Here is a 23,616-nt window from a genome sequence, read left to right on the forward strand (position 1 = left end):
TTCAACAAGGAAAACCACCATGACCCAAGCCCAGACCGCCGCCGTGCAACCCGACGCGATCCCCGTGGCCGCTCCGGCGCCGCAGCGCTGGCGCGTCGCCGACGTCGTCGCGCTGTTCGAGCTGCCGTTCAACGACCTGATGTTCCGCGCGCAGCAGGTGCATCGCGAGCACTTCGACGCGAACGCGGTGCAGCTGTCGACGCTGCTGTCGATCAAGACCGGCGGCTGCGAGGAAGATTGCGGCTACTGCTCGCAATCGGCACACCACGACACGGGCCTGAAGGCCGAAAAGCTGATGGACGTCGACGCGGTGCTCGACGCCGCGCGCGCGGCAAAGGCGAACGGCGCGAGCCGCTTCTGCATGGGCGCCGCATGGCGCAACCCGAAGGAGCGTCACATGCCCGCGCTGACCGAGATGGTGCGCGGGGTGAAGGAGCTGGGCCTCGAGACCTGCATGACGCTCGGCATGCTGGAAGACGAGCAGGCGCAGCAGCTCGCCGACGCAGGCCTCGACTACTACAACCACAACCTCGACACGTCGCCGGAGTTCTACGGCCAGGTGATCTCGACGCGCACGTACCAGGATCGCCTCGACACGCTCGATCGCGTGCGCGATGCGGGTATCAACGTGTGCTGCGGCGGCATCATCGGGATGGGTGAATCGCGCCGGGAGCGCGCGGGCCTGATCTCGCAGCTCGCGAACCTGAACCCGTATCCGGAATCGGTGCCGATCAACAACCTGGTCGCGATCGAAGGCACGCCGCTCGAAGGCACCGCGCCGCTCGATCCGTTCGAGTTCGTGCGCACGATCGCGGTCGCGCGCATCACGATGCCGAAGGCGGTCGTGCGCCTGTCGGCCGGCCGCGAGCAGCTCGACGACGCGATGCAGGCGCTGTGCTTCCTCGCCGGCGCGAACTCGATGTTCTACGGCGACCAGCTGCTGACGACGAGCAATCCGCAGACGCAGCGCGACCGCGCGCTGTTCGAGCGGCTCGGGATTCGCGCGAGCCAGGCCGATGCGCTGGCGGAAAACGCGTAAGCGACTACAACGCGTTTGGCTTGCAGACGAAAAAGCCGGGGCATGCCCCGGCTTTTTCATTCTTTGCAAAGGAATGTGACGGATCGCGTGCCTACGCATCTCGTCCCCACTAACATTGCGTGTCCTGCTGGAAACCAGCCACTTGATCGGGGAAAGAACGATGACGAAGACCGCACTCACGCTGCTCGGCCTGATTGCCACGACCGCGCATGCGGCAGAACCGAAATGTTCGACGCAGACGCTGAACGGACACACCAGCGAACTCTGCGTGACCAGCGCGCCGTTCCAGCACGACTACTACGCGCTCAGGGTCGATCGCGCACTGATCTTCGTGCTGCCGGACGACTACATCGAAGATGTCGCATTGACACATACGATCCCGAAGGATGCGGCCATCGAATTCCCGCTCTCGCAGCAAGGCACGCCGACCGTGAAGATCTCGGGCGGCTGCGCGCCTGTCAGTGAAAGCCGGGACGGCAAATCGATCGAGGTCGGCCGGCGCTGCTCGTTCAAATGGGGAAATGTCGACATCCTGAAAGATCTCGCGATCCGCTACGAGTGACGACAGTGCGCAACGTGCTTCGGCAAGCCTCCGTGACCGGCATCATGCTCGGCACATGCGCAACGAGCCTTGCGTCCGATTGCACTGACTCGCCGTCCTACCGGAACGGTCGCAACGATCTGGCTCTCGTCAGGCAAGCTACTGCGGCACAGCTGGGCACCGCCGTCGAATTCATTCGAGAACGGGACGACGTCGACTTCGACACGGCGCTGAAGCAAGTCATGCAAATGGTCCCGTCGTCGGAGACGCAGCAGTATGACGCCCGGCTTGCCGCGCTCGGCGCGCAGATCCAGCGCGCACGGACCGATTCGCCACAGGCGTGCGAAGCGCTGTTGACGCTGCAGCGCCAGTATTCGCATACGAGTCAGCAAAAGGTCGACTTCATCGTCAAACGCGTGACCGGACAGAGCAGCGAGCCCTATCCGGCACCGTCATGCGCGGGCGCGTGACTCCGACGCGCCCGTCACACGTGCGCCGCCGCGCCGTCGAGCGCCGCGCGCACGCGTTCGACGCGCTGTTCGTCGACGGGCGCCAGCACTTCGCCGCGCGGCCGCACGCCCGAGCCGAAATGCACGGCGCGCACGCCGGTCGCGCGCACGAAATCTCCGACCGCCTCGATCGTGAGCCCCGAGCCGGCGAGGACGGTGCACGTCGAACCGGCCGCGTGCCGCACGAGCCGCGTGATCGTCGCCGCCGCGTCGAGCACCGACGGATGGCCGCCCGACGTCAGCACCGACGTAACGGCCGGCACGCGTAGCAGCACATCGAACGCGGCATTGAGATCGCGCGACACGTCGAATGCGCGATGGAACGTCAGGTCGCGCCCGTCGGCGGCGGCCGCGACGCGCTCGAGCGCGGCGAGATCGACATCGCCGCGCGCATCGAGCGCGCCGAAGACAACACCGTTCGCGCCGGCCGCGACGGCCGCGCGCACGTCGCGCTCGATCACGCGCAGGTCGTCGGCGTCGTACACGAACGAGCGACTATGCGGGCGCACGATCACGTTGACCGGAATCGGCACGGCCGCGACGACCGCCTCGATCAGGCCGACGCTCGGCGTGAGGCCGCCCTCGGTGATTGCGGTCACGAGTTCGAGACGGTCGGCGCCCGCGCGGGCGGCGGCCTTCGCGTCGCCGACGGTCGTGGCGATCACTTCGAGCAGGACGGAGGAAGCAGCGGTTCGGGTCATCGGCGGCTCGCGAATCGTCTGGACAATTCGCGCATCCTAGCCGAGCGCCGGGAACCGCGCCAGCGCCGCGCCGCCGCTATGCGCCGCCCGCGTCCTCGTCAGCCCAGTCGATATCGCCGCACAGCACGTGCAGCGCGTCGCCGATGCGCACGGCGACCGACAGCGTCACGCACGGCTGCGCCTCGTTGATCGACAGGTACGGACGCGTCACCTGCACGCGTCCGGGCTCCGCGATCGCCGTGCGGAAATACGGCCGGCGCAGCCAGTTTGCGCCCTGCGCATCGGCGAGCGGCGAGAAGCGCGCCTCGGCGAGCGCGCGATCGGCGCGCAGCACGACGTTGCGGCCGGCCTGGCGGCCCCGCGCATCGAGCAGGAAACAGCGCGCCGCATCGTCGAGCGCAAGAAAGTTCCAGCACACCTCGTCGAGCGGCTCGCCCGCCGCCAGCCGCTCGGCCGCGCGCTCGAACGCGCGCAGGTACGGCGCGAGCCGCTGCGCGTCGCGCCGCTCGCGGACCTCCGTCTGCTCGCGATACCGCTCGGTCAGCTCGCCAATGCAGCCAGTGGCCGTCGCACTGTCGGGCAGGCCCGGCGCCGGCCGGCCGAAATAATAACCCTGCACGAAGTCGGCCTCGCACGACAGCGCGATCTGCGCGTCGTGCTCGGTCTCGATTCCTTCGACGAGCACGAGCTTGCCGGCCTCGTGCAGCAGCGTGACGAGCCCGTGCAGGATCGCGGTCAGCCCCGTGCGGTGCGCGGCGTGCGACAGCATGATCCGGTCGAGCTTCACGATGTCCGGGTTCAGCTGCCAGATGCGCTCGAGATTCGAGTGCCCGGCGCCGAAATCGTCGAGCGCGATCAGGAAACCCTGCGCGCGGAATTCGCGCACGGCGTCGGCCAGGCGTTCGACGTCCTCCGCGCGCTGTTCGAGCACTTCGAGCACGATGCGGCGCGGCGGCATCCCGAGCCGCTTCAGGTTCGCGAACAGCGCGGCGGCCTGGAACGGGTCGGTGAGCACGCCCGGATGCACGTTGAGGAACAGCCACTCGCGCTCCGCGCCGAGCAGCGTGAAGTTCTCGAGATGCAGCGCCTGAGCGAGCCGGTCGAGCTGCAGCAGCTCGCCCTGACGCGCGGCCTCGCCGAACACGTCGAGCGGCGACACCGCACGGTCGAGTGCGTCATGCGCGCGCAGCAGCGCCTCGTAGCCGACCGCGCGCTGGTGCGACAGGCTGAAGATCGGCTGGAACACGGTCGTGAGCGTCAGGTCGCGGTGCTGCGTGGCCAGGCGTTCGAGGCCGGAGCTCATCTCCCGCTCGAAACGGTACGGCGACGCGGCGGCCGGACGCTCTTGCTGCACGATCGTCATGGTGCCCTCCGGGCGATGCCGCGGATCGCGGCGGGTGAACGGGACGGCGTGCGCAATGTCATGGTGAATTCCTCGGTTGTCCGGCAGTGCCGGACGGTACGCAAGCATCAAGCAAGGTCCGTGCAAGCGCTGAACCCGGGCGCGCTGCGCGGGTTCGCCGCCGCCGCACCAGCGTGGCGCGGGCCGCATGCACCGTCTGCGTGCATGCGCACCGGCGCACTCGAGCGCAGCGGTGCGGCCGTCACGCTACACTCCGGACGATCGTTTCATTCTCTCCAATGCCGTATCGATGGAAATCGTTTTCACAGTTCTGATCCTGCTGCTCACCGTCGCGCTGTCGGGCGCGATCACGCGTGTGCTGCCGTTGCGGCTGCCGTTGCCGCTGATGCAGATCGCGTTCGGCGCGATGCTCGCGTGGCCGAAGCTCGATCTGCACGTCACGTTCGATCCCGAAATCTTCATGCTGCTGTTCATTCCGCCGCTGCTGTTCGCGGACGGCTGGCGGATTCCGAAACGCGAGCTGTACCTGCAGCGCCGCGCGATCCTGATGCTCGCGTTCGGGCTCGTGTTCATGACGGTACTCGCGGTCGGCTACTTCGCGCATTGGCTGATACCCGAGTTGCCGCTGCCGATCGCGTTCGCGCTCGCGGCCGTGCTGTCGCCGACCGACGCGGTCGCGCTGTCGGGCATCGCCGGCAAGGGGCGCATTCCGCCGCAGCTGATGCACATTCTCGAAGGCGAAGCGCTGATGAACGACGCGTCGGGCCTCGTCGCGCTGAAATTCGCGATCGCGGCCGCGCTCACCGGCGTGTTCTCGCTGCGCGACGCGTCGCTCACGTTCGTGATCGTCGCGGCCGGCGGACTCGCGACTGGCGCGCTCGTCGCGTGGCTGTTCAGCGCGCTGTCGACGCGCTTCCTGAACGCCGAGCAGGAAGGCGATCCGGCCCCAGGCATCGTGATGACGCTGCTCGTGCCCTTTGCCGCGTATCTGTTCGCCGAGCACCTCGGCCTGTCCGGCGTGCTCGCGGCCGTATCGGCCGGAATGATGATGAACTACACGAGCTTCTCGCGTAAAAGCACCGTCGCATCGCGCGTGCGCGCGGAAAGCACGTGGGCGATGATCGAGTTCGTGTTCAACGGCATGGTGTTCATCATGCTCGGGCTGCAGTTGCCGCACATCATCGGCCGCGCGCTCGTCGACGCGCATCATACGAGCGACGCGCTCGTCGGCCGGATGATCTTCAACGTGTGCGCGATGATGCTCGCGCTCTATGCGATCCGCTTCCTGTGGGTGTGGCTGCTGCGCTGGATCGCGAGCCGCCGCGCGGCGCGCCACGGCCTCGCGGGCACAATGGCCGGCGTGCGCACGATCGCGGTGATGACGGTCGGCGGCGTGCGCGGCGCGGTCACGCTCGCGGGCGTGCTGTCGATCCCGGTCGCGCTGTCCGACGGCACGCCGCTGCCCGGGCGCGACACCGCGATCTTCGTCGCGTCGGCGGTGATTCTCGGCTCGCTGATCGTCGCCGTGATCGGCCTGCCGCTGCTGCTGCGCGGCGTGCGCTCGACGCGCAACCCGCTCGCCGACGAGGAGCGCCGCGCGCGCGCGGCCGCCGCGCAGGCCGCGATTCGCGCGATCGATGCGTCGCACGACGCGATCTCGGCCGATCTCGACGAATCGGGCGCCGCGCGCTGCGCGGACATCTCCGCGCGCGTGATGGACCAGTATCGCCGCCGCCTCGCCGCGCTCGCCGACGACGGCCCGACGCCGCGTGCGCAAGCGAAGCAGGCGGAAACGATGGAATTGCAGATGCGGATCGCGGCGGTGCGTGCGGAGCGTTCGGTGCTGTACCGGCTGCGCAGCGAAAGCAGGATTTCAGACGAGACGCTGACGAAGCTGATTCGGGAGATCGATTTGTCGGAGACGGCGCTGTCGACGCGCAAGAAAGGGATCGTCTAGCAGCATGTCGAAGCGGCCCCGCGCTGCGCGGCACGGCTCCACGAAGGGACACCGCGCCGCGGCGGGTCATCTCGGCGCGATGCCGAATGTCCTTGCCGGCTGCATGACGGTTCCCGAATGACAAACGGCGACGCGCGAGCGTCGCCGTTTGCACATCCGCCCGCGCGCGTTGGCGTTACTTCGCGACGACGACCGGGATCCCCTTCAGCATGCCAGCCCCTTTCATGTCGTCGAGCGCGTGCTGCACGGCCGCGCTCGTCGCCGCGTCGATGCCGAGCTGCAGCGCGAGTTCGCGCTCCGCACGCTTCACGCCGGCGAGGTTGCGCACCTTCACGTGACCGAAGCCGCGCACGCGCGCATGGAGCTCGGCCAGCTGCGCGACCTGCGCCGCGTTCTCCGCGGTCATCGCGGCGAGCGCGCGCGTGAGCGTCGTCTCGTAGTCGTCCGCGAGTGCGCGCTCCATCCTGCGCTCGGCCGTGCGGCCGAACGGATCGAGCCACGTGCCGCGCAGGCTGCGCACCCGCGCGAGCGTGCCGAGTACCGGCCACATCCACTGGCCGAACACGCGCTTTTTCGGCGCGCTGCCGTCGCGGCCCGCCTTCGCGACCGTCGGCGGCGCCAGATTGAACTTCACGCGATAGTCCTGCCCCGGCACGCCGTCGAACTGCGCTTCGAGCGCAGCACGGAACGCGCCGTCGGCGTACAGCCGCGCGACCTCGTATTCGTCCTTCACCGCGAGCAGCCGGTAGAAGGTCGTCGCGACCGCGCGCGTCAGCGCATCGTCGCCCTTCGCGCGCGCGGCGCTCACCAGCGCGCGGTAGCGCTCGACGTAACGCGCGCCGCCGTACGCGTCGAGGCGCGCCTCGCGGTCGGCGATCAGCTCGGCGAGCGTCTCCGGCGCCGCATGCGCAGCGGTCGCCGTGTGACGCGCATTCCACAACGCATCGAGGCCCGCGGCGTCGCCCGCGGCCATGCGGCCGATCGAGAATGCGAGCTTGTTCATCGGCACCGCGACGTTGTTCAGCTCGATCGCGCGCATCATCGCGGCGAGCGACACCGGCACGAGGCCGAGCTGCCATGCGTAGCCGAGCATCAGGATGTTCGCGCCGATCGAGTCGCCGAGGAATTTCGCGGCGAGCGCCTGCGCGTCGCAGCTCGACAGATAGCCGTCGCCGGCCGCGTGGCGCATCTTCTCCAGCAGCGCGTCCGCGTGCAGGCTCGCGTCCGGATTCTGCACGAACGACGCGTTGGGGATCCGGTGCGTGTTGACGACGATGCGCGAACGCCCGTGGCGCACCGTCTGCAGCGCCTCCGCGCTCGCGCCGACCACCATGTCGCAGGCGAGCAGCACGTCGGCCTGCTGTGTGTCGATGCGTACCTGGTTCAGCCACCGGTCGCTCGACGCGATCCGCACGAACGACAGCACCGAGCCGCCCTTCTGCGCGAAGCCCATGAAGTCGAGCACCGACGCGCTCTTGCCTTCGAGGTGCGCGGCCATGCTGATCAGCGCGCCGACCGTGACGACGCCCGTGCCGCCGACGCCCGTCACGAGCATGTCGTACGGGGCCGCGTCCAGATGCGTCGCGGGCACCGTCAGCGCGTCGACGCGCGCGGCGAGCGCCGCTTCGTCGAACGCGACGCCGGCCGCCTTCTTCAGCGCCGCCCCTTCCACCGTCACAAAGCTCGGACAGAAGCCGTTCACGCACGAGTAATCCTTGTTGCACGACGACTGGTCGATGCGGCGCTTGCGGCCGAGCGGCGTCTCGAGCGGCTCGACCGACAGGCAGTTCGACTGCACGCCGCAGTCGCCGCAGCCTTCGCACACCGCGTCGTTGATGAACAGCCGCTTGTCCGGGTCGGGGAATTCGCCCTTCTTGCGCCGCCGCCGCTTCTCGGCCGCACAGGTCTGGTCGTAGATCAGCACGGTGACGCCCGGCGTCTCGCGCAGCTCGCGCTGCACCGCGTCGAGCTCGCTGCGGTGATGGAACGTCGTGCCGGCCGGGAACTGCCCGTGATGGCCGTCGTACTTCTCCGGTTCGTCAGACACGACGACGAAGCGCGACACGCCTTCCGCTTCGACCTGCCGCGCGATCTGCGGCACCGAGATGCTGCCGTCGACCGGCTGCCCGCCCGTCATCGCAACGGCGTCGTTGTAGAGGATCTTGTACGTGATGTTCGCCTTCGCGGCGACCGCCTGCCGGATCGCGAGAATGCCCGAGTGAAAGTAGGTGCCGTCGCCGAGGTTCTGGAACACGTGCTTCGTGTTCGTGAACATCGCGTGCGCGGCCCAGTCGACGCCTTCGCCGCCCATCTGGATCAGGCCGGTGGTGTCGCGCTCCATCCACGACGCCATGAAGTGGCAGCCGATGCCGGCCTGCGCGATCGAGCCTTCGGGCACCTTCGTCGACGTGTTGTGCGGACAGCCCGAGCAGAAATACGGCGTGCGCTTCACCGCGTCCGCTTCGTTCGACAGGATTTGCGGCGCGACGAGATCGACGACGCGTTCGCGGCGATCGAGCGCGGGCTTGTGGCGCGCGAGCCAGTCGGCGAACACCGGCAGGATCCGCGACGGACGCAGTTCGCCGAGCTCGGACAGCAGGCATGCGCCCGCCGCATCGTGCTTGCCGAGCACGCGCGGGCGCGCGCCGTCCGCGCGGTTGTACAGGTAGTCCTTGATCTGCTGCTCGATGACGGGACCTTTCTCCTCGATCACCAGCACTTCGGCGAGCCCGTCGACGAAGGTTTCGATGCGCGTCATTTCGAGCGGATACGACAGGCCGACCTTGTAGATCCGCACGCCGGCCGCGTCGAGGTCGTCGACCGTCAGGTCGAGGCGGCGCAGCGCTTCCATCAGGTCGAGGTGCGCCTTGCCGCAGGTAACGATGCCGACGTTCGCGCGCGCGCTCGGCGCGATCCACTTGTCGATGCTGTTGGTGCGCGCGAAATGGCGCACCGCGTCGAGCTTCGCGGCGAGGCGCGCCTCGATCGTCAGGCTCGGCAAGTCGGGCCAGCGATTGTGCAGCCCGCCCGCGGGCGGCGTGAAGCCCGGCGGCGCCGGCCATTGCGTTTGCAGCGCGTCGAGATCGACGGTCGAGCCGGACTCGACGGTCTCCGAGATCGCCTTGAAGCCGACCCATGCGCCCGAGAAGCGCGACAACGCCCAGCCGTACAGGCCGAATTCGAGCATGTCGGCGATGTTCGACGGGTTCACGACCGGCATGTGCCACGCGATCATCGCGAAGTCGCTCTGGTGCGGCATCGACGACGACACGCAGCCGTGGTCGTCGCCCGCCACCACGAGCACGCCGCCGTGCGGCGACGAACCGTACGCGTTGCCGTGCTTGAGCGCGTCGCCCGCGCGGTCGACGCCCGGGCCCTTGCCGTACCACATCGCGTACACGCCATCGACGGTGCGCTCCGGGTCGGCCTCGACGCGCTGCGTGCCGAGCACCGCGGTGCCGCCGAGTTCCTCGTTGATCGCGGGCAGGAAGCGCACGCCGCCGGCATCGAGCAGTTTCTTCGCCTTCCACAGCTGTTGATCGACCATCCCGAGCGGCGAGCCGCGATAGCCGCTGACGAAGCCGGCCGTGTTCAGGCCCTGCGCGGTGTCGGATGCGCGCTGCATCAGCAGCAGCCGGATCAGCGCCTGCGTGCCGGTCAGGAAGATTCGGCCGCGCGTAGCGGTCAGGTTGTCGGTCAGACGGTAGTCGGACAGGGCGGGCGTGCCGTCGACTGGCAGGCGGGCGGTCATGGGGATGTCTCCTGATTGTGCTGTTCTGGGGCCGCGCGCTGCGGCGTCGGGCGACGCCGGCCGGTGCAGCCGGATGACTCTATTCTTTCGCGGCAACACGAGAAAGTTTTTTCTCATCTTGCTCGGGACGCCGCGTAGTGAGAAAAACCACGCAGGTTTTGCGGCGAAATTGAGAGAGTTTTCGCGGGAGGTCGCGGGAGCTGTTCGGGGTATTCCGGGATGAGCGGGCACGTTGCTTCGAAACGGCCGCGATGCGCCGGACGCAGATCGAGAGCGCGGCGGCGGGCGCCCGCGGCCCGCGCGACAAGGGTTCGGGCGGCGAAACGCGCCCGTCCTCACCGGTGAAATGCACAGCGTTCCGATTGGTCGAGGGTGCCGGATGTCCACAATGCCGCGGCTGCGGGCAGCTGGCGAGCATGCTCACCATTCGATCGCACAGCGTTTCGAGTCGCGTCCGGCGCCGGATGTCCACACCTCGCCCTGTCTGCTGTCCGGGCGGATGCAGTCGCTCACCGTCGAAATCCACAGTGTGACGAGTCGATGTCGGCGAGAGATATCCACACAGCCCGACTCCTGCGCGCCGGCGCAGCCTTCGCCCTCACCGTCCGGATGCACAGGTTCGCGAGTCGATTCGGCAGCGGGATATCCACACTGCGGTGTGCGTCGTCGCTATCCCGGCGGCCGTCCGGCCGTCGCGACAATGCAGGCGCGCGTTCGGCGGCCGAATGCCGGGTGCGCCGGCACGGGTGTGGATATCGCCGCCATCGGACACTCAAAACCCTGTGCTTTTCGATGGTGAGCATCGGCATGCAATCGAACGAGAACACCGGTTTGGATGTGGATAGCCCGCCGCGCGACGACTCGAAACACTGTGAATCCCGATGGTGAGCGACAACCCCCGAGCAAACGAGCGCGCCGATCCGTGCGCACACAACAACTCCAAACACTGTGACTTCCTATGGTGAGCGACAATCCGGCGATCGAACGACGGCATCGATGAGGGTGTGGAAAGCACGACCAACAACCACTCGCAACGCTGTGAAATTCAACGGTGAGCGTCTGAACGGAATCGCGCCAAAGTGCCACGTTGGGCGTAATCGACAGCGCCCTCAAACGCGCAGAGGGCCGAGCATCCTGGTTCGCGCCGGCACGGCGGAGCAGCACGCCGGCGCCCTCACCGATGAAATCCACAGCGCGTCGACTGCTTTCGGTGACCGGATATCCACACCGCGGCCGGCGCTCGGGCGATACACGCGATCACGAGTGCGGTTAGAATGCGCGACCCTCGAAGCCGTGACGAACATCGCCAGCCGACGCGCAAACCAGCACCCGGTTCGACCGGGCGCCGACGCTCACCATTGAAATACACAGCGCTTCGAGTGATTGCCGCGGCAGGATATCCACACCGCGATCCGCGTACGAATCTAGCGCCGCTTTGCGCGCGCTGTTGGAATGCGCGGCGCACTCCGGATTTCGCGCCCCGCCCGGAAGTCCGCGCGGGGCAAGCGTCCCGCGCGCTTGATCGGCGGCGCTCACCGTTCAAGCGCACAGCGTTTTTCGTCGGCGGGGGCGCGGTTATCCACACCCTGCACCGCGCGTCCGGCCGCAGGCGCGCTCTCACCGGTGAAATGCACAGCGTGTCAAGTGGTTGCGAGACCGGGATATCCACAACCGGCACGCACAAGGATGTCGCGCCGCCGCTATGGGCGCGCGAAGAGATCCGCACCTCTGCGCGCTCGCGCAAATCGGCTGGCGTTCGCACGACCGGAGCTGCAACACGTTCATCGAAGTCGATTCGATGATCCTGATTGCCCGCGGTCGACAACAGTAGCGCCCCGTTCGCCGAAATGGGCGCCATGCTGCTCGATGCGGGCGGCGCAACACGCCCGGAAGCAGCGCGAAGTCAGCCTGATGCCGCGCGCTCACCATTCGATTTCACAGCGTTTCGAGTGAATGGCGCGCCGAGTTGTCCACATTCGCTGTCCGCACACGGCATCAGGCAAACGCGTCACTCCGCGATCGAGCGGATCACTCGCGCAGGATTTCCCGCGACCAGCGTATTCGGCGGAACGTCTTTCGTCACGACGGAACCGGCGGCGATCACCGCGTTCTCGCCGACCGTCACGCCGCCGATGATCGTCGCGCCCGCGCCGATCCACACGTTGTTTCCGATCGCGATTGGCCGCGCAACGACCGCATCACGCCGGCGGGACGGTTCGATCGGATGCCCGGACGTGATGAGGCTCACGTTCGGCCCGATCATCACATCATCGCCGATATCGAGTCCGCCGAGGTCATAAAACGTGCAGTTCTGGTTGACGAACACGTTGCGGCCGACCCGCATATCGGCGCCGCCCGTCGCGTAGAACGGCGGAATCAGCAGGAAGCCGCCATCCATCGGCTTGCCGATCAGTTCGCCGAACAGCGCGCGGACTTCGTCCGCATCGTCGAACGTCAAACGGTTGAGTCTGGCAGTGATTGCCATCGTCCGCGCGAGCTCGGCGCGCATCGCGGCCGATTCGGGTGTTCGCCGCGGAACGACGGTGATGCGATCGTCGTGTGTCATTCGTTGCTCCTTTCCGTGCACGGCTTACCCACCGATAGTCATTAAATGACTAGTTATATGAAGAACTACGACTGAACGGTGCTGCGGTCGAGATGCGCGGAATGCCCGCTGCCGCAACCGTCACATGACCAGCGATGTCTGGACGCATGCCACGCGGCACCGCTTCCCTATTTCCCCTGTCCGAACCGTTGCCGCGCGAGTACGCTTGAGCATCGACCGAACCGACACGCACTGACAACGCGGAGGCGCGATGAAGCTCTACTACTGGCCCAAGACCCGGGCGTTCCGGGCGCTATGGATGCTCGAGGAAATCGGCGCCGTCTACGAACTCGTGCCGATCGACCTGCGCTCGCACGAACAGGGCAGTGACGCGTTCGTCCAGGTCAATCCGATGGCCAAACTGCCCGCGCTCGACGACGGCGGCGAACCGTTTGCCGAATCGGGCGCCGTGCTGCTCTATCTCGCCGATCGCTGCGCGGGCGCGGGGCTCGGCATCGCGCCGGACGATCCGCTGCGCGGCCGCTTCCTGCAGTGGATGTTCTTCACGCCGACCTGCCTCGAGCCCGCGATGGCCGAGAAATTCACCGGCGCGTCGGGCAACCCGGTCGCGTTCGGCTGGGGCAACATCACGCGCGTGCAGCGCGCGCTCGCGCAGACGCTCGCCCGTGGCCGCTGGCTCGTCGGCGACCGCTTCACCGCGGCCGACCTGCTGCTCGCCAGCACGCTGAAGATCGCGTTCGACGCGCACCTGCTGCCGCACGACGGCGTGCTCGCGGACTACGTCGCGCGCGCCGAGGACCGCGACGGCTACCGGCGCGCGGTGGCGATCGAACAGCGCGAAGCCGCGCGGCTGCTGCACGCGTGACGCGCGGAACAACGGCACGCGGTGCGATCGCGGCGCGCGCACCGATGCCGCGACGTTCGCGCGCAGCGCCCGCGCTACGGCGCGGGCCTGGATCCGGGCGGCGCCGTAGCGTCGGCATCGACGATCACGCCCGGCGACCCGCGCTCGTCGCTATCGGCGTCCACCGGCACGACATCGTGAAAGTGCGTGTAATCGATGTGCGTGACGCCGTCCTCCTCGTGCATCAGATCGACATAACGGTGCAGCCAGCGGATGTCCGCATGCTCCCATGAATAACGCGCCTGCATGACCTGCGACGTCGTTTCGTCGGAACCTTCGATCGTGATCAGCAGCGACGCATCGCGCGCGGCAAGCGATTCGGCCGTCTCGCCGAACAGCGGGCTCGATTCGTCGATCACATGCATCAGGTTCCAGCCGAGCAGGAAGATCGGATGCTCGCTGCGCACGAGCGGCAGGTCGTGAATCTTGCGCAGCGTATAGCCCTCGTGCGTGCCTTCGATCCGCATCAGCCGCAGTTTGGCCTGCGCTTCGGCGATCACGTTCTGGCGTGCATTCGCGGCGCGCACCATCAGCGTCATCCTGCCGTTCAGCGGCCGCACGATCGCATGGCGCGCGAACAGGATCTTCGCCTGCGGCCGGGAAAACCGCGCGAATACGAGACCAGTCGCGAGCGCTATGCCGGACATCCCGATGAAGATCTCGAACGTCGCGACGAGGTGCGCGTAGATCGTCTGCGGATGCATGTCGCCGTAGCCGACGGTCGCGAGCGTCTCGACGCTGAAGAAGAACGCGCCGACGAACCCGGCCGGCGACTGGTTCGCGATCGGCGCATCACCGAGCAAATAGAGCATCGCGAAGCCGCTGTTGAGCAGCAGGAACAGCACCGCGAGAGACAGGAAAAACACCGGCCAGCTCACCGTCAGCGCGCGATGGTAGAGGTCGCGCCAGCCGAGCGGCGGCATCCCGTATGCGATCACGTGGCGGGTGCCCGACCACAGCTTGCGGCCACGGCCGCGGGAGGCGGGGGAAGACGAATCGACGGTCATTGCGGGAGGCCCGGAGCACGGAGGCGATGAGCGTAGCACGCGAACGCGGCGGGCGGAACGCGCTGCGTGGCCACGCGCATCCGACGCCGCAAGCCGAAAAAAAACCGGCCGCATGAGCGGCCGGTTGCGCGGCGGTGCTGTCTGCACGCGCGCGGCGTGCGCGGCGCCTACTTGCGGTCGACGATCACGCGATCGAACGTGCCGCCGTCGGCGAAGTGCGTCTTCTGCGCGTTCGCCCAGCTGCCGAAAACCTGCTCGACGCTGAACGTCTTCAGCGGCTTGAATTCGGCCGCATGCTTCTTCAGCACGTTCGCGTCGCGCGGGCGCAGATGGTGCCGCGCGATGATCTCCTGCGCCTGCGGCGTATACAGGTAGTCGAGATACGCCTGCGCGACCTTGCGCGTGCCCTTCTTGTCGACGACCTTGTCCACGACGGCGACCGGCGGCTCTGCGAGGATGCTCGCCGACGGATACACGGCATCGAATTCCGCGCCCGACACGCCCGTATCCATCAGCGCGACTTCGTTCTCGAACGTGACGAGCACGTCGCCGATGCCGCGCTGCGTGAAGGTCGTCGTCGCGCCGCGTCCGCCCGAGTCGAGCACCGGCACGTTGCGGAAGATCGCCTTCTCGAAGTCGAGCGCCTGCTGATCGGTCGCGCCCTTCTGTTTCTGGTAGCCCCACGCGGCCAGATACGCGTAGCGGCCGTTGCCCGACGTCTTCGGGTTCGCGATGATCACCTGGACGCCCGGCTTCGCGAGATCGCTCCAGTCCTTGATCGCCTTCGGGTTGCCCTTGCGCACGAGGAACACCATCGTCGTCGAATACGGCGAGCTGGCGTCGGGAAAGCGCGCGCGCCAGTCCTTCGGCAGCAGTTGGCCGCGCTCGGCGAGCAGATCGATATCGTTCGGCTGGTTCATCGTCACGACGTCGGCCTGCAGCCCCTGCAGCACCGACAGCGCCTGCGCGCTCGATGCGCCGTGCGACTGCTTGATCGTCACGGTTTCGCCGGTCTGCTGCTTGTACGCGGCGGCGAAGCTCGCGTTGATGTCCTTGTACAGCTCGCGCGTCACGTCATACGACACGTTCAGGATCGACGTGTCCGCGTGCGCGGCCGTTGCCGCGACGACCAGCGCCGCCGCGGCGCCCGTGTGCAGCCAGCGGCCGATCCCCATGATGCTTGCCATCGTGATATGCCCCGTTTCCAGTGGTGGTGAATGTGCGCGACGGCGCGCGCACGCGCTGTCATCGAAACGTAAGCGGGCATTCTAGCGGCCGCGCGCGGCGTGCCTTCCAATCTGTCGTGGAAAGCAAATCTCGAATCCTGCTTAAGCGGCGCGCGCCGCTCGCGTGCGCGCCGGATCCGGTGTTAAGATCGCCGCTCAGCCCTTTTCACGGTTCGTTCATGTCCGCTTCCCTGCGCTCGCCGTCGATCGTTGCCGCCGCCGCGGCAGGTGCGCGCGCGGCCGGGCTGAAACTCAAGAAACGACTCCTCGACTGACGGGGACGTCGCGTCCCGTCAGGCGAATGCCGGACGGGATGCCCGCAGGTCGTTTCACTCCCCTTGCTCGCACGCCTCGCTCCGGCATACCGCCGGCGGAACGGTTTCCTCCCACTCCGTTTCCACCATGAGGCTTTGCATGCACACACGTTTCGAAGGTATCTGGCTGCCGGTCATCACGCCGTTTCATGACGGCGACGTCGATCATGGCGCGCTCGCGCGGCTCGCGCGCCGCTATGCGGTCGCCGGCATTGCGGGCTTCGTCGCCGGCGCGACGACCGGCGAAGGCGTGCTGCTCGACGCACGAGAACAGGACGCCGTATTCTCGACGCTGCGCGACGCGGCGCCCGGCCTGCCGATCGTCGTCGGCCTGACCGCGAGCGCGACGCACTTCGCGGCCGCCCGCGCACGCGCGCTCGCCGAGTTGCGCCCCGACGGGCTGCTCGTCACGCCGCCCGTCTACGTCCGGCCCACGCAGGACGGGATCCGCCGACACGTCGAAGCGATCGTCGAGGCCGCCGGCCTGCCGGTGCTCGTCTACAACATCCCGTACCGCACCGGCGTGAACGTCGAACTGGAGACGCTGCAGGCGCTCGCGCGCGACCCGCGTGTCGCCGGCATCAAGGAGTGCGGCGGCACGCTCGACCGGATGAGCCGGCTCGTGCACGACACGCGGCTCGCGATCCTGTCCGGCGACGACAACCAGAACTTCGCGGCGCTTTGCGCGGGCGCGCACGGCGCGATCGCGAGCAGCGCGCACGTGTTGCCCGAATGGCACGTGCGCATTCATACGCTGCTGCGCGACGGCCGGCTCGCCGATGCGCGGCGGTTGTCGGTCGCGTTGCAGCCGCTGGTTGCGGCGCTGTTTGCGGAGCCCAACCCGGCGCCGGTGAAGGCGGTGCTGGCCGCGCAGGGCTGGTGCGAGGACGGATTGCGACTGCCGTTCGTGCCGGCGAGCGAGGCATTGCGGGAGAGGCTCGCTGCAATGCTTGCCGCCCTCGCCGAATTCGAGCCGGACACAGCGGCAGCGTAGGTTGCGATGCAGCGCGCGGCTATTCGGCTGTCCGGCTGTTCGGCTGTTCGGCTGTTCGGCTGTTCGGCTGTTCGGCTGTTCGGCTGTTCGGCTGTTCGGCTGTTCGGCTGTTCGGCTGTTCGGCTGTTCGGCTGTTCGGCTATTCGGCTATTCGGCTATTCGGCTATTCGTTCGCTCGCTCGTTCGCTCGTTCGGTCGAACCATACGGACGGGCGCCGCGCCGCTGCCGCAGGATGCCGGTCACGCCGCCAGCACCGCCGCGTCGCGCTGCGTCGCGTCGCGCACTGCCTGCGTGACGATTCGTGCGAGCCGCTCGACGGTCGGCGTCGCCGACGACGTCCGCCGCAGCAGCATCAGCGGCAGGCTGGGCAACGCCGGCAGCCCGAACGACGGCGCATCGAGCACGTGCACCGATGCCGGCAGCCCGTAGTGCGAGCGCACCGTCAGCCCGAGACCGGCCGCCGCCGCCGCCCACAGCCCGGCCAGGCTCGGCGTCGTGAACGCGACGCGCCACGGCACGCCGGCGCGGTCGAGCGCGTCGGTCGCCGCGCCGAAAAACCGGCAAGGCCGGTCGAACACGACAAGCGGCAGCGGCTCGCCGCCCGCGCGCAGCGCGCGACTCCCCGCATCGCCGGCGTCCGCGCCGCCCGCGTAGGCACCGGCATCGGGCATTCCGATGCCTGCGGCGCCGACCGCCGCGATCCACTGCATCGGCACCTGCGCGATCGCGTCGGCGTCGATGCCCGCGCGCGACACGAGCGTCGCCGACGCGGGATCGCCCCACACGAGCGCGAGGTCGAGCTGGTTCGCGTCGAGCCGCTCGAGCAGTTCCGCATTGCGCGCGACGCGCGCTTCGATCCGCACCTTCGGATGCGCGCGCGCGAACTGCCCGAGTACGTCAGGCAGGATCGCCTCGCCGAAATCCTCCTGCAGGCCGACCCGCACCCAGCCGTCGAGATTCACGCCGCGCACGGCCGCGGCCGCTTCGTCGTTCAGCGCGATCATCCGGCGCGCATAGCGCAGCATCGCATCGCCGGCGTCAGTCAGCGCAAGCCCGCGGCCGGCCTTCACGAACAGCGGCGTACCGGCCTGCTCCTCGAGCTTGCGGATCTGCGCGCTCACCGCCGACGTGGAGCGCGCGACGCGATCGGCCGCCCTCGCGAAGCTGCCGAGGTCCACGCCCGCGACCAGGCTGCGCAATGCCGCGACGTCGAAGTTCGGCCGCGCCAGCGCAGCGTCGGGTGCAGCCTGTTCGGCCTCGTCTCGTCCTGACATCTGAATCATCCCGTTTTATCGAACAGTTAATCAAAAACTTTCCGATTTTCAGGATGAATGTAGGCGGCCACACTGACGATGTCAATTTTCAAACGGGCTCTATCGTCATGGATACCTCCTGCCTCGCCTCCCCGCGTTCGGCCGTGCGCGATGCGCATAGTCCCGCGCATCGCTGGCGCGTGCTCGCGGCCGGCGTCGCCGCGAACATGAGCTTTTCCGCGGCCGCGGCCGGCATTCCGACCACCGCCGTGTGGATGCGCTCCGCCTATCAGCTCGACAACGGTGCGCTCGGGCTCGTGCTCGGCGCACTTGGCTTCGGCGTCGCGCTGTCGGAGCTGCCGTGGGGCATGGCCGCCGACCGCTTCGGCGATCGTCGCGTGCTGCTCACCGGCCTGATCGCGACCGCCGCGATGCTCGCGCTGATGGTGGTCGCGATCGTTCCGAGCGCGCACGCGGCGCCGCCGCTCATGCGCGTCGTCGCGGCGATGTGTTGCGTCGGCCTGCTTGGCGGCAGCGTGAACGGGTCGAGCGGACGCGCGGTGATGCGCTGGTTCGGCGAGCGCGAACGCGGCCTCGCGATGAGCATCCGCCAGACGGCGGTGCCGCTCGGAGGCGGCGTGGGCGCGGCGCTGCTGCCGTCGCTCGCGTCGCATGCGGGCTTTGCGGCGGTGTACGGCGCGCTGATGCTGCTGTGCGCCGGCTCGGCGGCGCTCACGTGGCGCTGGCTGCACGAGCCGCCCGATGCGCGGGCGGCAACACCCGCTACCGCGACCCATGCCGTCACGCCGCAACCGGCTGTCACGCACCTGCACGCGTCCCTGCCCACGCGCAGCCCGCTCGCGAGCGGCCGCGTGTGGCGCATCGTGCTCGGCATCGGCGCGCTGTGTGCACCGCAGTTCGCGGTGCTGACGTTCGCGACCGTGTTCCTGCACGACTTCGGCCGGCTCGGCCTCGGCGGCATCAGCGCGGCGATGGTCGCGCTGCAAGTCGGCGCGATGGCGATGCGCGTGTGGAGCGGCCGCCATACCGACCGGCACGGCAACCGGCGCGCGTATCTGCGCGGGTCGGTGTGCGTTGCGGCCGGCTCGTTCGCGCTACTCGCGGCCGCGACCGCCGGCAGCCCGCACGTGCCGCTCGCGGCGATCGTCGCGCTGCTCGTGTTCGCCGGCATCTGCGTGTCGGCGTGGCACGGCGTCGCGTACACCGAGCTCGCGACGCTCGCCGGCGCGAACCATGCGGGCACCGCGCTCGGGATGGCCAACACGATCGTCTATCTCGGGCTGTTCGCCACGCCGCTTGCGATTCCGCCACTGCTGGCGGCCACTTCGTGGAGCGTGGTGTGGCTGGCGACCGCACTGATCGCCGCCGCGACCTACCCGCTGTTTGCGCGCTGAAGAGCGCGGCGAGCGGCGGGCAGCAGGCGCCGCCGCCGGCGGCCGACGACGCGCGCGACGGTCAGAACTTGTACACGGCCGACAGCATTGCAGAACGGCCGTCGCCGAACTCGACCGCCGACGAGCGCGATTGGTTGCCCAACACCTGTCGCACGCGTTCGACGTACGCGCGATCGAACAGGTTGTCGACGTTCAGCTGAATGCGCAGGCGCCGGCTCACGTCGTAGCTCGCCATCAGGTTGTGCACCCAGTACGCGCCGAGTTTGCCGTCGCCCTGCGACGTCACGTTGCGCCGCCCGACAAAATGCGAACCGTAGCCGAGCGTCCAGCCAGCCGGCAGCCGGTACGTCGTCCACACGTTGAACGCGTGCCGTGGCGTGTTGCCGAGCGCCTGCCCTTCGCGCTGCGGCAACGAAGGCGAGTTGAGCGTCACGCTCGCCAGATACGTGTAGTTCGCGAACACGTCCCACCGCGGCGTCACCTTGCCGGCGGCGCCGAGCTCGACACCGCGCACGCGTTGCCGGCCCGCCAGCGCATAGCTGCCGTCGGACATCCGTTCGCGCGCGTTCTTCTTCTCGGTGTGGAACAGCGCGCCGTTCAGCGCGATGCCGGCGAGCCCTTCCCATTTCGCGCCGAGTTCGAAGCTCTCGTTTTTCTCGGGCGCGAGCGCGGCGGTCGCCGCGTTCACGCCCGAACCGTTGGTCACGAGAAATTCGGCGGACGGATTGAACGACGTGCCGTACGCGAAATACACGCGACCGTTGTCGGTCGGCTTGAACACGAGCGCAGCACGCGTGCTCAGATGGCGATCGGAACTTTCCGCGCGCTCGGCAGGCTTGCCCGCCGCGGTGCCTTCCGATCGACCGTCGATCCAGTCGTGTCGCAGCCCGACGTCGATGTCCCAATGGCGGCCGACCGAAATCGTGTCGAATGCGTAAAGCGCCTTCACGACGAGCGCGGTGTCGTTGCGGGCACTGTCCTGCCGCTGCGCCGGGCCGTGCCACACGCCGGGCGGCGCCGCCAGCGCGAAACCGCCGGCCGGATAGAAACGATTGAGCCCGTATGAATAGGTCGTCCGGCCGTACGTCTCGCGCGAGATCTCGAAGCCCGTGACGAGCGTATGCCCGATGCCGAACGTCGAGAACGCGCCGCTGACGTTCGTCTGGTTCGCCCACATCGCGGTTGACGCATCGCGGCCATAGCCCTGCGGCCCCGCAGGCTTGTAGCGCCCCGGCGGCAGCCCCTGCACGTTCACATGCGACGCCGAAATCACCGTGTCGCGATTCAGGTGCGCATAGCGGCTCAGGCTCTGCACCTTCAGGCCGGACGACACATCGTGTTCGGCCTTCACGGTGAACGTATCCGACGTGATGCGTTCGTGGTCGAGATTGCGCCAGCCGAAATAGCGGTCGCGCGACACGCCACCCAGCACTTGGCCGTTGTACGCAGGCACCCCGTAGTCGGGCAGGTTGTTGTCGTACTGGTGGAAGTAGCCGAACGTGACGCGCGTCGGCGTGCCAAGCCCGAACGCGAGCGACGGCGCGATGCCCCAACGCCGCTTGCGGATGTCGTCGCGGCCTGGCACGTCGTTGACGTGCGCCATCGCATTCAGGCGAAATGCCGTGCGGCCGTCGGTGCCGGGCAGCGGCCGGTTCGCATCGAGCGTCACGCGGCGGTAGCCCGACGTGCCGAGCACCGTGCCGGCCTCGGTTGATGCGCGGGCCTTCGGCGTCTTGCTGACGAGGTTCACCGTGCCGCCCGTCGTGCCGGCGCCGCCGAATACCGAGTTCGGCCCCTTGATCACCTCGACCGCGTCGACGTTGAACAGGTCGCTGCGATTGTTCTGCGCGCTGTCGCGCAGTCCGTCGAGCTGCAGGTTCGCGTTCGCGCTGAAGCCGCGGATATTGAACATGTCGCCCGAGCCGCCGCCGCCTTCGCCGGCATTGAACGTGATGCCCGCGACGTTCGACAATGCCTCGCGCAAGCTCAGCGCCTGCTGTTCGTCGAGCACCACGCGCGGCACGACGGTGATCGTCTGCGGCACGTCGAGCAACGGCGTCGCATATTTGGCGGAACCGGAGCGGTCGACGCGCGAACCGGCATCGCGGGCGCCGTGCACGAAGATCGGGTCCAGCCGCGGCGCGTGGCGCGGCTCCGTTTCCTCCGCGCACGCCGGCGCGGTCGCGCAGGTCATCATCGCGAACGCGACGGACGCGGTCGCGCGCCGCGGCGGCGTCGCGCTCGACTGGATGCAACGGCTCATGTTCATTTCACTCCATTGATGATAATGATTCTCATTCCAATGGATTGGGCACACGATGGCAATTGGACACGTCCGAACTTCTTCAGTGGAACGAAACGGGCGGGCACACGGCCGCCCGTGCGACGCGGCGTCAGCCGCGCTCGCGAGTGAGCGCGCGCCGGGCCGCAGGACGCTCGGCCTCGCGCTGCGCATGCGCGGTCCATGCAGGGTGGCGCGTCATGTCGAGCCCGATCGCGACGCCCCAGCGATACAGCACGAGCAGGAACGGATCGACGATCGAATGGCCGCTCGGCTCGGCCCACGTGCGTCCGTCGGCGAGCGACGCTTCGATCGTCGCGTTCGCGGCGTCGATCACGCCGCGCCCGTGCGCGCTGATCGCGCCGTGCAGCGCGGGGTCGCCGACGAAGCGCCCGGGACGCCACAGCGCGCCGTAGCCGACTCCGTGCACCCAGCCGACCAGCCACGCGAGCCATTCGTGGCAGCGCGCCTCGCGCAGCGGATCGTCGAGCGGCAGCAGCTGCGCGTCCGGATGGCGACGGGCGAGATAGGTGAGGATCGCGGGCGTTTCGGTCAGTACGCGCGGCTCGCCGGGAATCGCGAGTACGGGCACGCGAGCCTTGGGGTTGATCGCGAGATAGCGCGCGTCGAGGTTCTGCTGCTCGCGCACGGACACGATTTCGACGTCGAACGGCGCGCCGGTTTCCTCGAGCGCGATGTGAACGGCGAGCGAACACGCGCCCGGCGACAGATAGAGACGATATGCGTTCATGATGGCGTTGCCCCCGCGGGCCTGTTGAAAGACGGAACCGAGTGTAGGAACGCGCGCGCCGCGGCAGCAAACGATGAATTGTCGTGCTCGGCCATTAGTGGTACTAATGCGCGATGCGACGCATTCATCTTCCTCCGCTGCAGACGCTGCGCGCGTTCGAAGCCGCCGTTCGGCTGCAGAGCTTCACGCGTGCGGCCGACGAACTGGCAGTCACGCAGGGCGCGGTCAGCCAGCACATCCGCACGCTGGAAGCGCAGCTCGGCTATCCGCTGTTCACGCGCGAACGCAGCGGCGCGACGCCGACGCATGCCGCGCATGCGCTCGTGCTGCAGGTGCGCCAGGGGCTGAGCGTGCTCGAACGTGCGTTCGAACCGGCGTTGGCGGGGCGCAAGCCGCGCGCATGCGACGTCACGCTGAACGTCAGCGTGCTGCCGAGCGTCGCCGAGCGCTGGCTCGCGCCGCGCCTGCCGCGCTTCACGGCCGCGCATCCGCACATCGCGATCGTGTTGCACCCGGACGCCGCGCTCGCGCCGCTGCGCAAGCGCGACCGCATCGACGTCGCGCTGCGCTACGGCCCCGGCACGTGGCCGGGCGTCGTCGCCGAAAAGCTGATGAACGAGACGGTGTTTCCGGTCGCGAGCCCCGCGTACCGCAATCGCGACGGCATCGCACCGCGAACGCCGGCGGATCTCGTGCGCGCGACGCTGCTGCGCCATCCCGCGCAGCCGTGGGAGCCGTGGTTCCAGGCCGCGCGGCTCGACCTTACCGAATCGGCGCGTGCGCCGCGCTTCGCCGACGCGAACGCGCTGATCGATGCGGCGCTGAACGGGCGCGGCGTCGCGCTCGCGCGCCGCTCGCTGATCGAACCGGAACTCGCGGCCGGCACGCTCGTGCGCGTGTCGACGGTGCGCATCACCGACGTGTATGCGCATTACGTCGTGTGGCGCCCCGATCATCCGCGCGAAGCGGCGATCCGCACGTGGCTCGACTGGCTGCGCAGCGAAGTGCGCCGCAGGACGCCACGCCGCTGACGCCGGCCGCCG

At 68.4% G+C, this 23,616-nt stretch carries 18 protein-coding genes; 9 read left to right on the forward strand and 9 right to left on the reverse strand.

The window, feature by feature from the left end; translation table 11 throughout:
* Positions 1–19: 19 nt before the first annotated feature.
* The 3 genes from bioB to WK25_RS14220 all read left to right on the forward strand — a co-directional run bounded on the left by bioB (position 20) and on the right by WK25_RS14220 (position 2,050).
* A complete protein-coding gene (bioB, locus tag WK25_RS14210) occupies positions 20–1,039 on the forward strand; it encodes a biotin synthase BioB (protein WP_040142258.1) in 1,020 nt (339 codons plus the stop codon).
* Positions 1,040–1,199: 160 nt separating this feature from the next.
* Entirely contained in the window at positions 1,200–1,601 is a 402-nt protein-coding gene (locus WK25_RS14215) for a hypothetical protein (protein ID WP_059544646.1), read from the forward strand.
* A gap of 32 nt (positions 1,602–1,633) precedes the next feature.
* A complete protein-coding gene (locus WK25_RS14220) occupies positions 1,634–2,050 on the forward strand; it encodes a hypothetical protein (RefSeq protein WP_226209118.1) in 417 nt (138 codons plus the stop codon).
* Positions 2,051–2,064: 14 nt separating this feature from the next.
* On the opposite strand, the gene WK25_RS14225 is transcribed toward WK25_RS14220, so the two are convergent.
* Both WK25_RS14225 and WK25_RS14230 read right to left on the reverse strand, forming a co-directional pair.
* Entirely contained in the window at positions 2,065–2,790 is a 726-nt protein-coding gene (locus tag WK25_RS14225; RefSeq protein ID WP_040142262.1) for a copper homeostasis protein CutC, read from the reverse strand.
* Positions 2,791–2,866: 76 nt separating this feature from the next.
* The gene (locus WK25_RS14230) at positions 2,867–4,153 is read right to left on the reverse strand and encodes an EAL domain-containing protein (RefSeq protein ID WP_040144809.1); all 1,287 of its coding nucleotides are present in this window, start codon (positions 4,151–4,153) and stop codon (positions 2,867–2,869) included.
* A gap of 289 nt (positions 4,154–4,442) precedes the next feature.
* On the opposite strand from WK25_RS14230, the gene WK25_RS14235 reads away from it, so the two are divergent.
* Positions 4,443–6,110 (forward strand): Na+/H+ antiporter, encoded by a 1,668-nt coding sequence (locus WK25_RS14235; protein WP_040144810.1) that lies wholly within the window; start codon positions 4,443–4,445, stop codon positions 6,108–6,110.
* Positions 6,111–6,285: 175 nt separating this feature from the next.
* On the opposite strand, the gene WK25_RS14240 is transcribed toward WK25_RS14235, so the two are convergent.
* Together WK25_RS14240 and WK25_RS14245 are read right to left on the reverse strand one after the other, a co-directional pair.
* A complete protein-coding gene (locus WK25_RS14240; RefSeq protein WP_069241812.1) occupies positions 6,286–9,861 on the reverse strand; it encodes an indolepyruvate ferredoxin oxidoreductase family protein in 3,576 nt (1,191 codons plus the stop codon).
* Between the two features lie 2,008 nt (positions 9,862–11,869).
* Positions 11,870–12,427, reverse strand: coding sequence for a sugar O-acetyltransferase (locus tag WK25_RS14245; RefSeq protein WP_069241813.1), 558 nt, complete (start codon positions 12,425–12,427; stop codon positions 11,870–11,872).
* 250 nt (positions 12,428–12,677) lie between these two features.
* Here WK25_RS14245 and WK25_RS14250 point away from each other — a divergent pair, with 250 nt between their 5' ends.
* Complete coding sequence (locus WK25_RS14250; protein ID WP_040142270.1) at positions 12,678–13,292, forward strand: glutathione S-transferase family protein; 615 nt, start codon at positions 12,678–12,680, stop codon at positions 13,290–13,292.
* 74 nt (positions 13,293–13,366) lie between these two features.
* Here WK25_RS14250 and WK25_RS14255 read toward each other — a convergent pair whose 3' ends face one another.
* A complete protein-coding gene (locus WK25_RS14255) occupies positions 13,367–14,338 on the reverse strand; it encodes an ion channel (RefSeq protein ID WP_040142271.1) in 972 nt (323 codons plus the stop codon).
* A 167-nt stretch (positions 14,339–14,505) separates the two neighbouring features.
* Positions 14,506–15,525: a sulfate ABC transporter substrate-binding protein gene (locus WK25_RS14260; RefSeq protein WP_069241814.1), complete on the reverse strand. Its 1,020-nt coding sequence runs from the start codon at positions 15,523–15,525 to the stop codon at positions 14,506–14,508.
* Positions 15,526–15,641: 116 nt separating this feature from the next.
* Here WK25_RS14260 and WK25_RS14265 point away from each other — a divergent pair, with 116 nt between their 5' ends.
* Positions 15,642–15,839: a hypothetical protein gene (locus WK25_RS14265; RefSeq protein ID WP_200884714.1), complete on the forward strand. Its 198-nt coding sequence runs from the start codon at positions 15,642–15,644 to the stop codon at positions 15,837–15,839.
* A 139-nt stretch (positions 15,840–15,978) separates the two neighbouring features.
* Positions 15,979–16,872, forward strand: coding sequence for a 4-hydroxy-tetrahydrodipicolinate synthase (gene dapA / locus WK25_RS14270; protein ID WP_069241815.1), 894 nt, complete (start codon positions 15,979–15,981; stop codon positions 16,870–16,872).
* A gap of 240 nt (positions 16,873–17,112) precedes the next feature.
* Here dapA and WK25_RS14275 read toward each other — a convergent pair whose 3' ends face one another.
* Positions 17,113–18,147, reverse strand: coding sequence for a LysR substrate-binding domain-containing protein (locus WK25_RS14275; protein ID WP_069242004.1), 1,035 nt, complete (start codon positions 18,145–18,147; stop codon positions 17,113–17,115).
* Between the two features lie 107 nt (positions 18,148–18,254).
* On the opposite strand from WK25_RS14275, the gene WK25_RS14280 reads away from it, so the two are divergent.
* A complete protein-coding gene (locus WK25_RS14280; RefSeq protein WP_069241816.1) occupies positions 18,255–19,541 on the forward strand; it encodes an MFS transporter in 1,287 nt (428 codons plus the stop codon).
* A gap of 61 nt (positions 19,542–19,602) precedes the next feature.
* Here WK25_RS14280 and WK25_RS14285 read toward each other — a convergent pair whose 3' ends face one another.
* Together WK25_RS14285 and WK25_RS14290 are read right to left on the reverse strand one after the other, a co-directional pair.
* Entirely contained in the window at positions 19,603–21,804 is a 2,202-nt protein-coding gene (locus WK25_RS14285) for a TonB-dependent receptor (RefSeq protein WP_069242005.1), read from the reverse strand.
* 130 nt (positions 21,805–21,934) lie between these two features.
* Positions 21,935–22,573 (reverse strand): glutathione S-transferase family protein, encoded by a 639-nt coding sequence (locus WK25_RS14290; protein WP_069241817.1) that lies wholly within the window; start codon positions 22,571–22,573, stop codon positions 21,935–21,937.
* A 113-nt stretch (positions 22,574–22,686) separates the two neighbouring features.
* Between WK25_RS14290 and WK25_RS14295 the strand changes: the two genes are divergently transcribed.
* The gene (locus WK25_RS14295) at positions 22,687–23,604 is read left to right on the forward strand and encodes a LysR substrate-binding domain-containing protein (protein ID WP_069241818.1); all 918 of its coding nucleotides are present in this window, start codon (positions 22,687–22,689) and stop codon (positions 23,602–23,604) included.
* Positions 23,605–23,616 lie beyond the last annotated feature (12 nt).

The sequence above is a fragment of the Burkholderia latens genome, from assembly GCF_001718795.1.
Lineage (GTDB): Bacteria > Pseudomonadota > Gammaproteobacteria > Burkholderiales > Burkholderiaceae > Burkholderia > Burkholderia latens_A.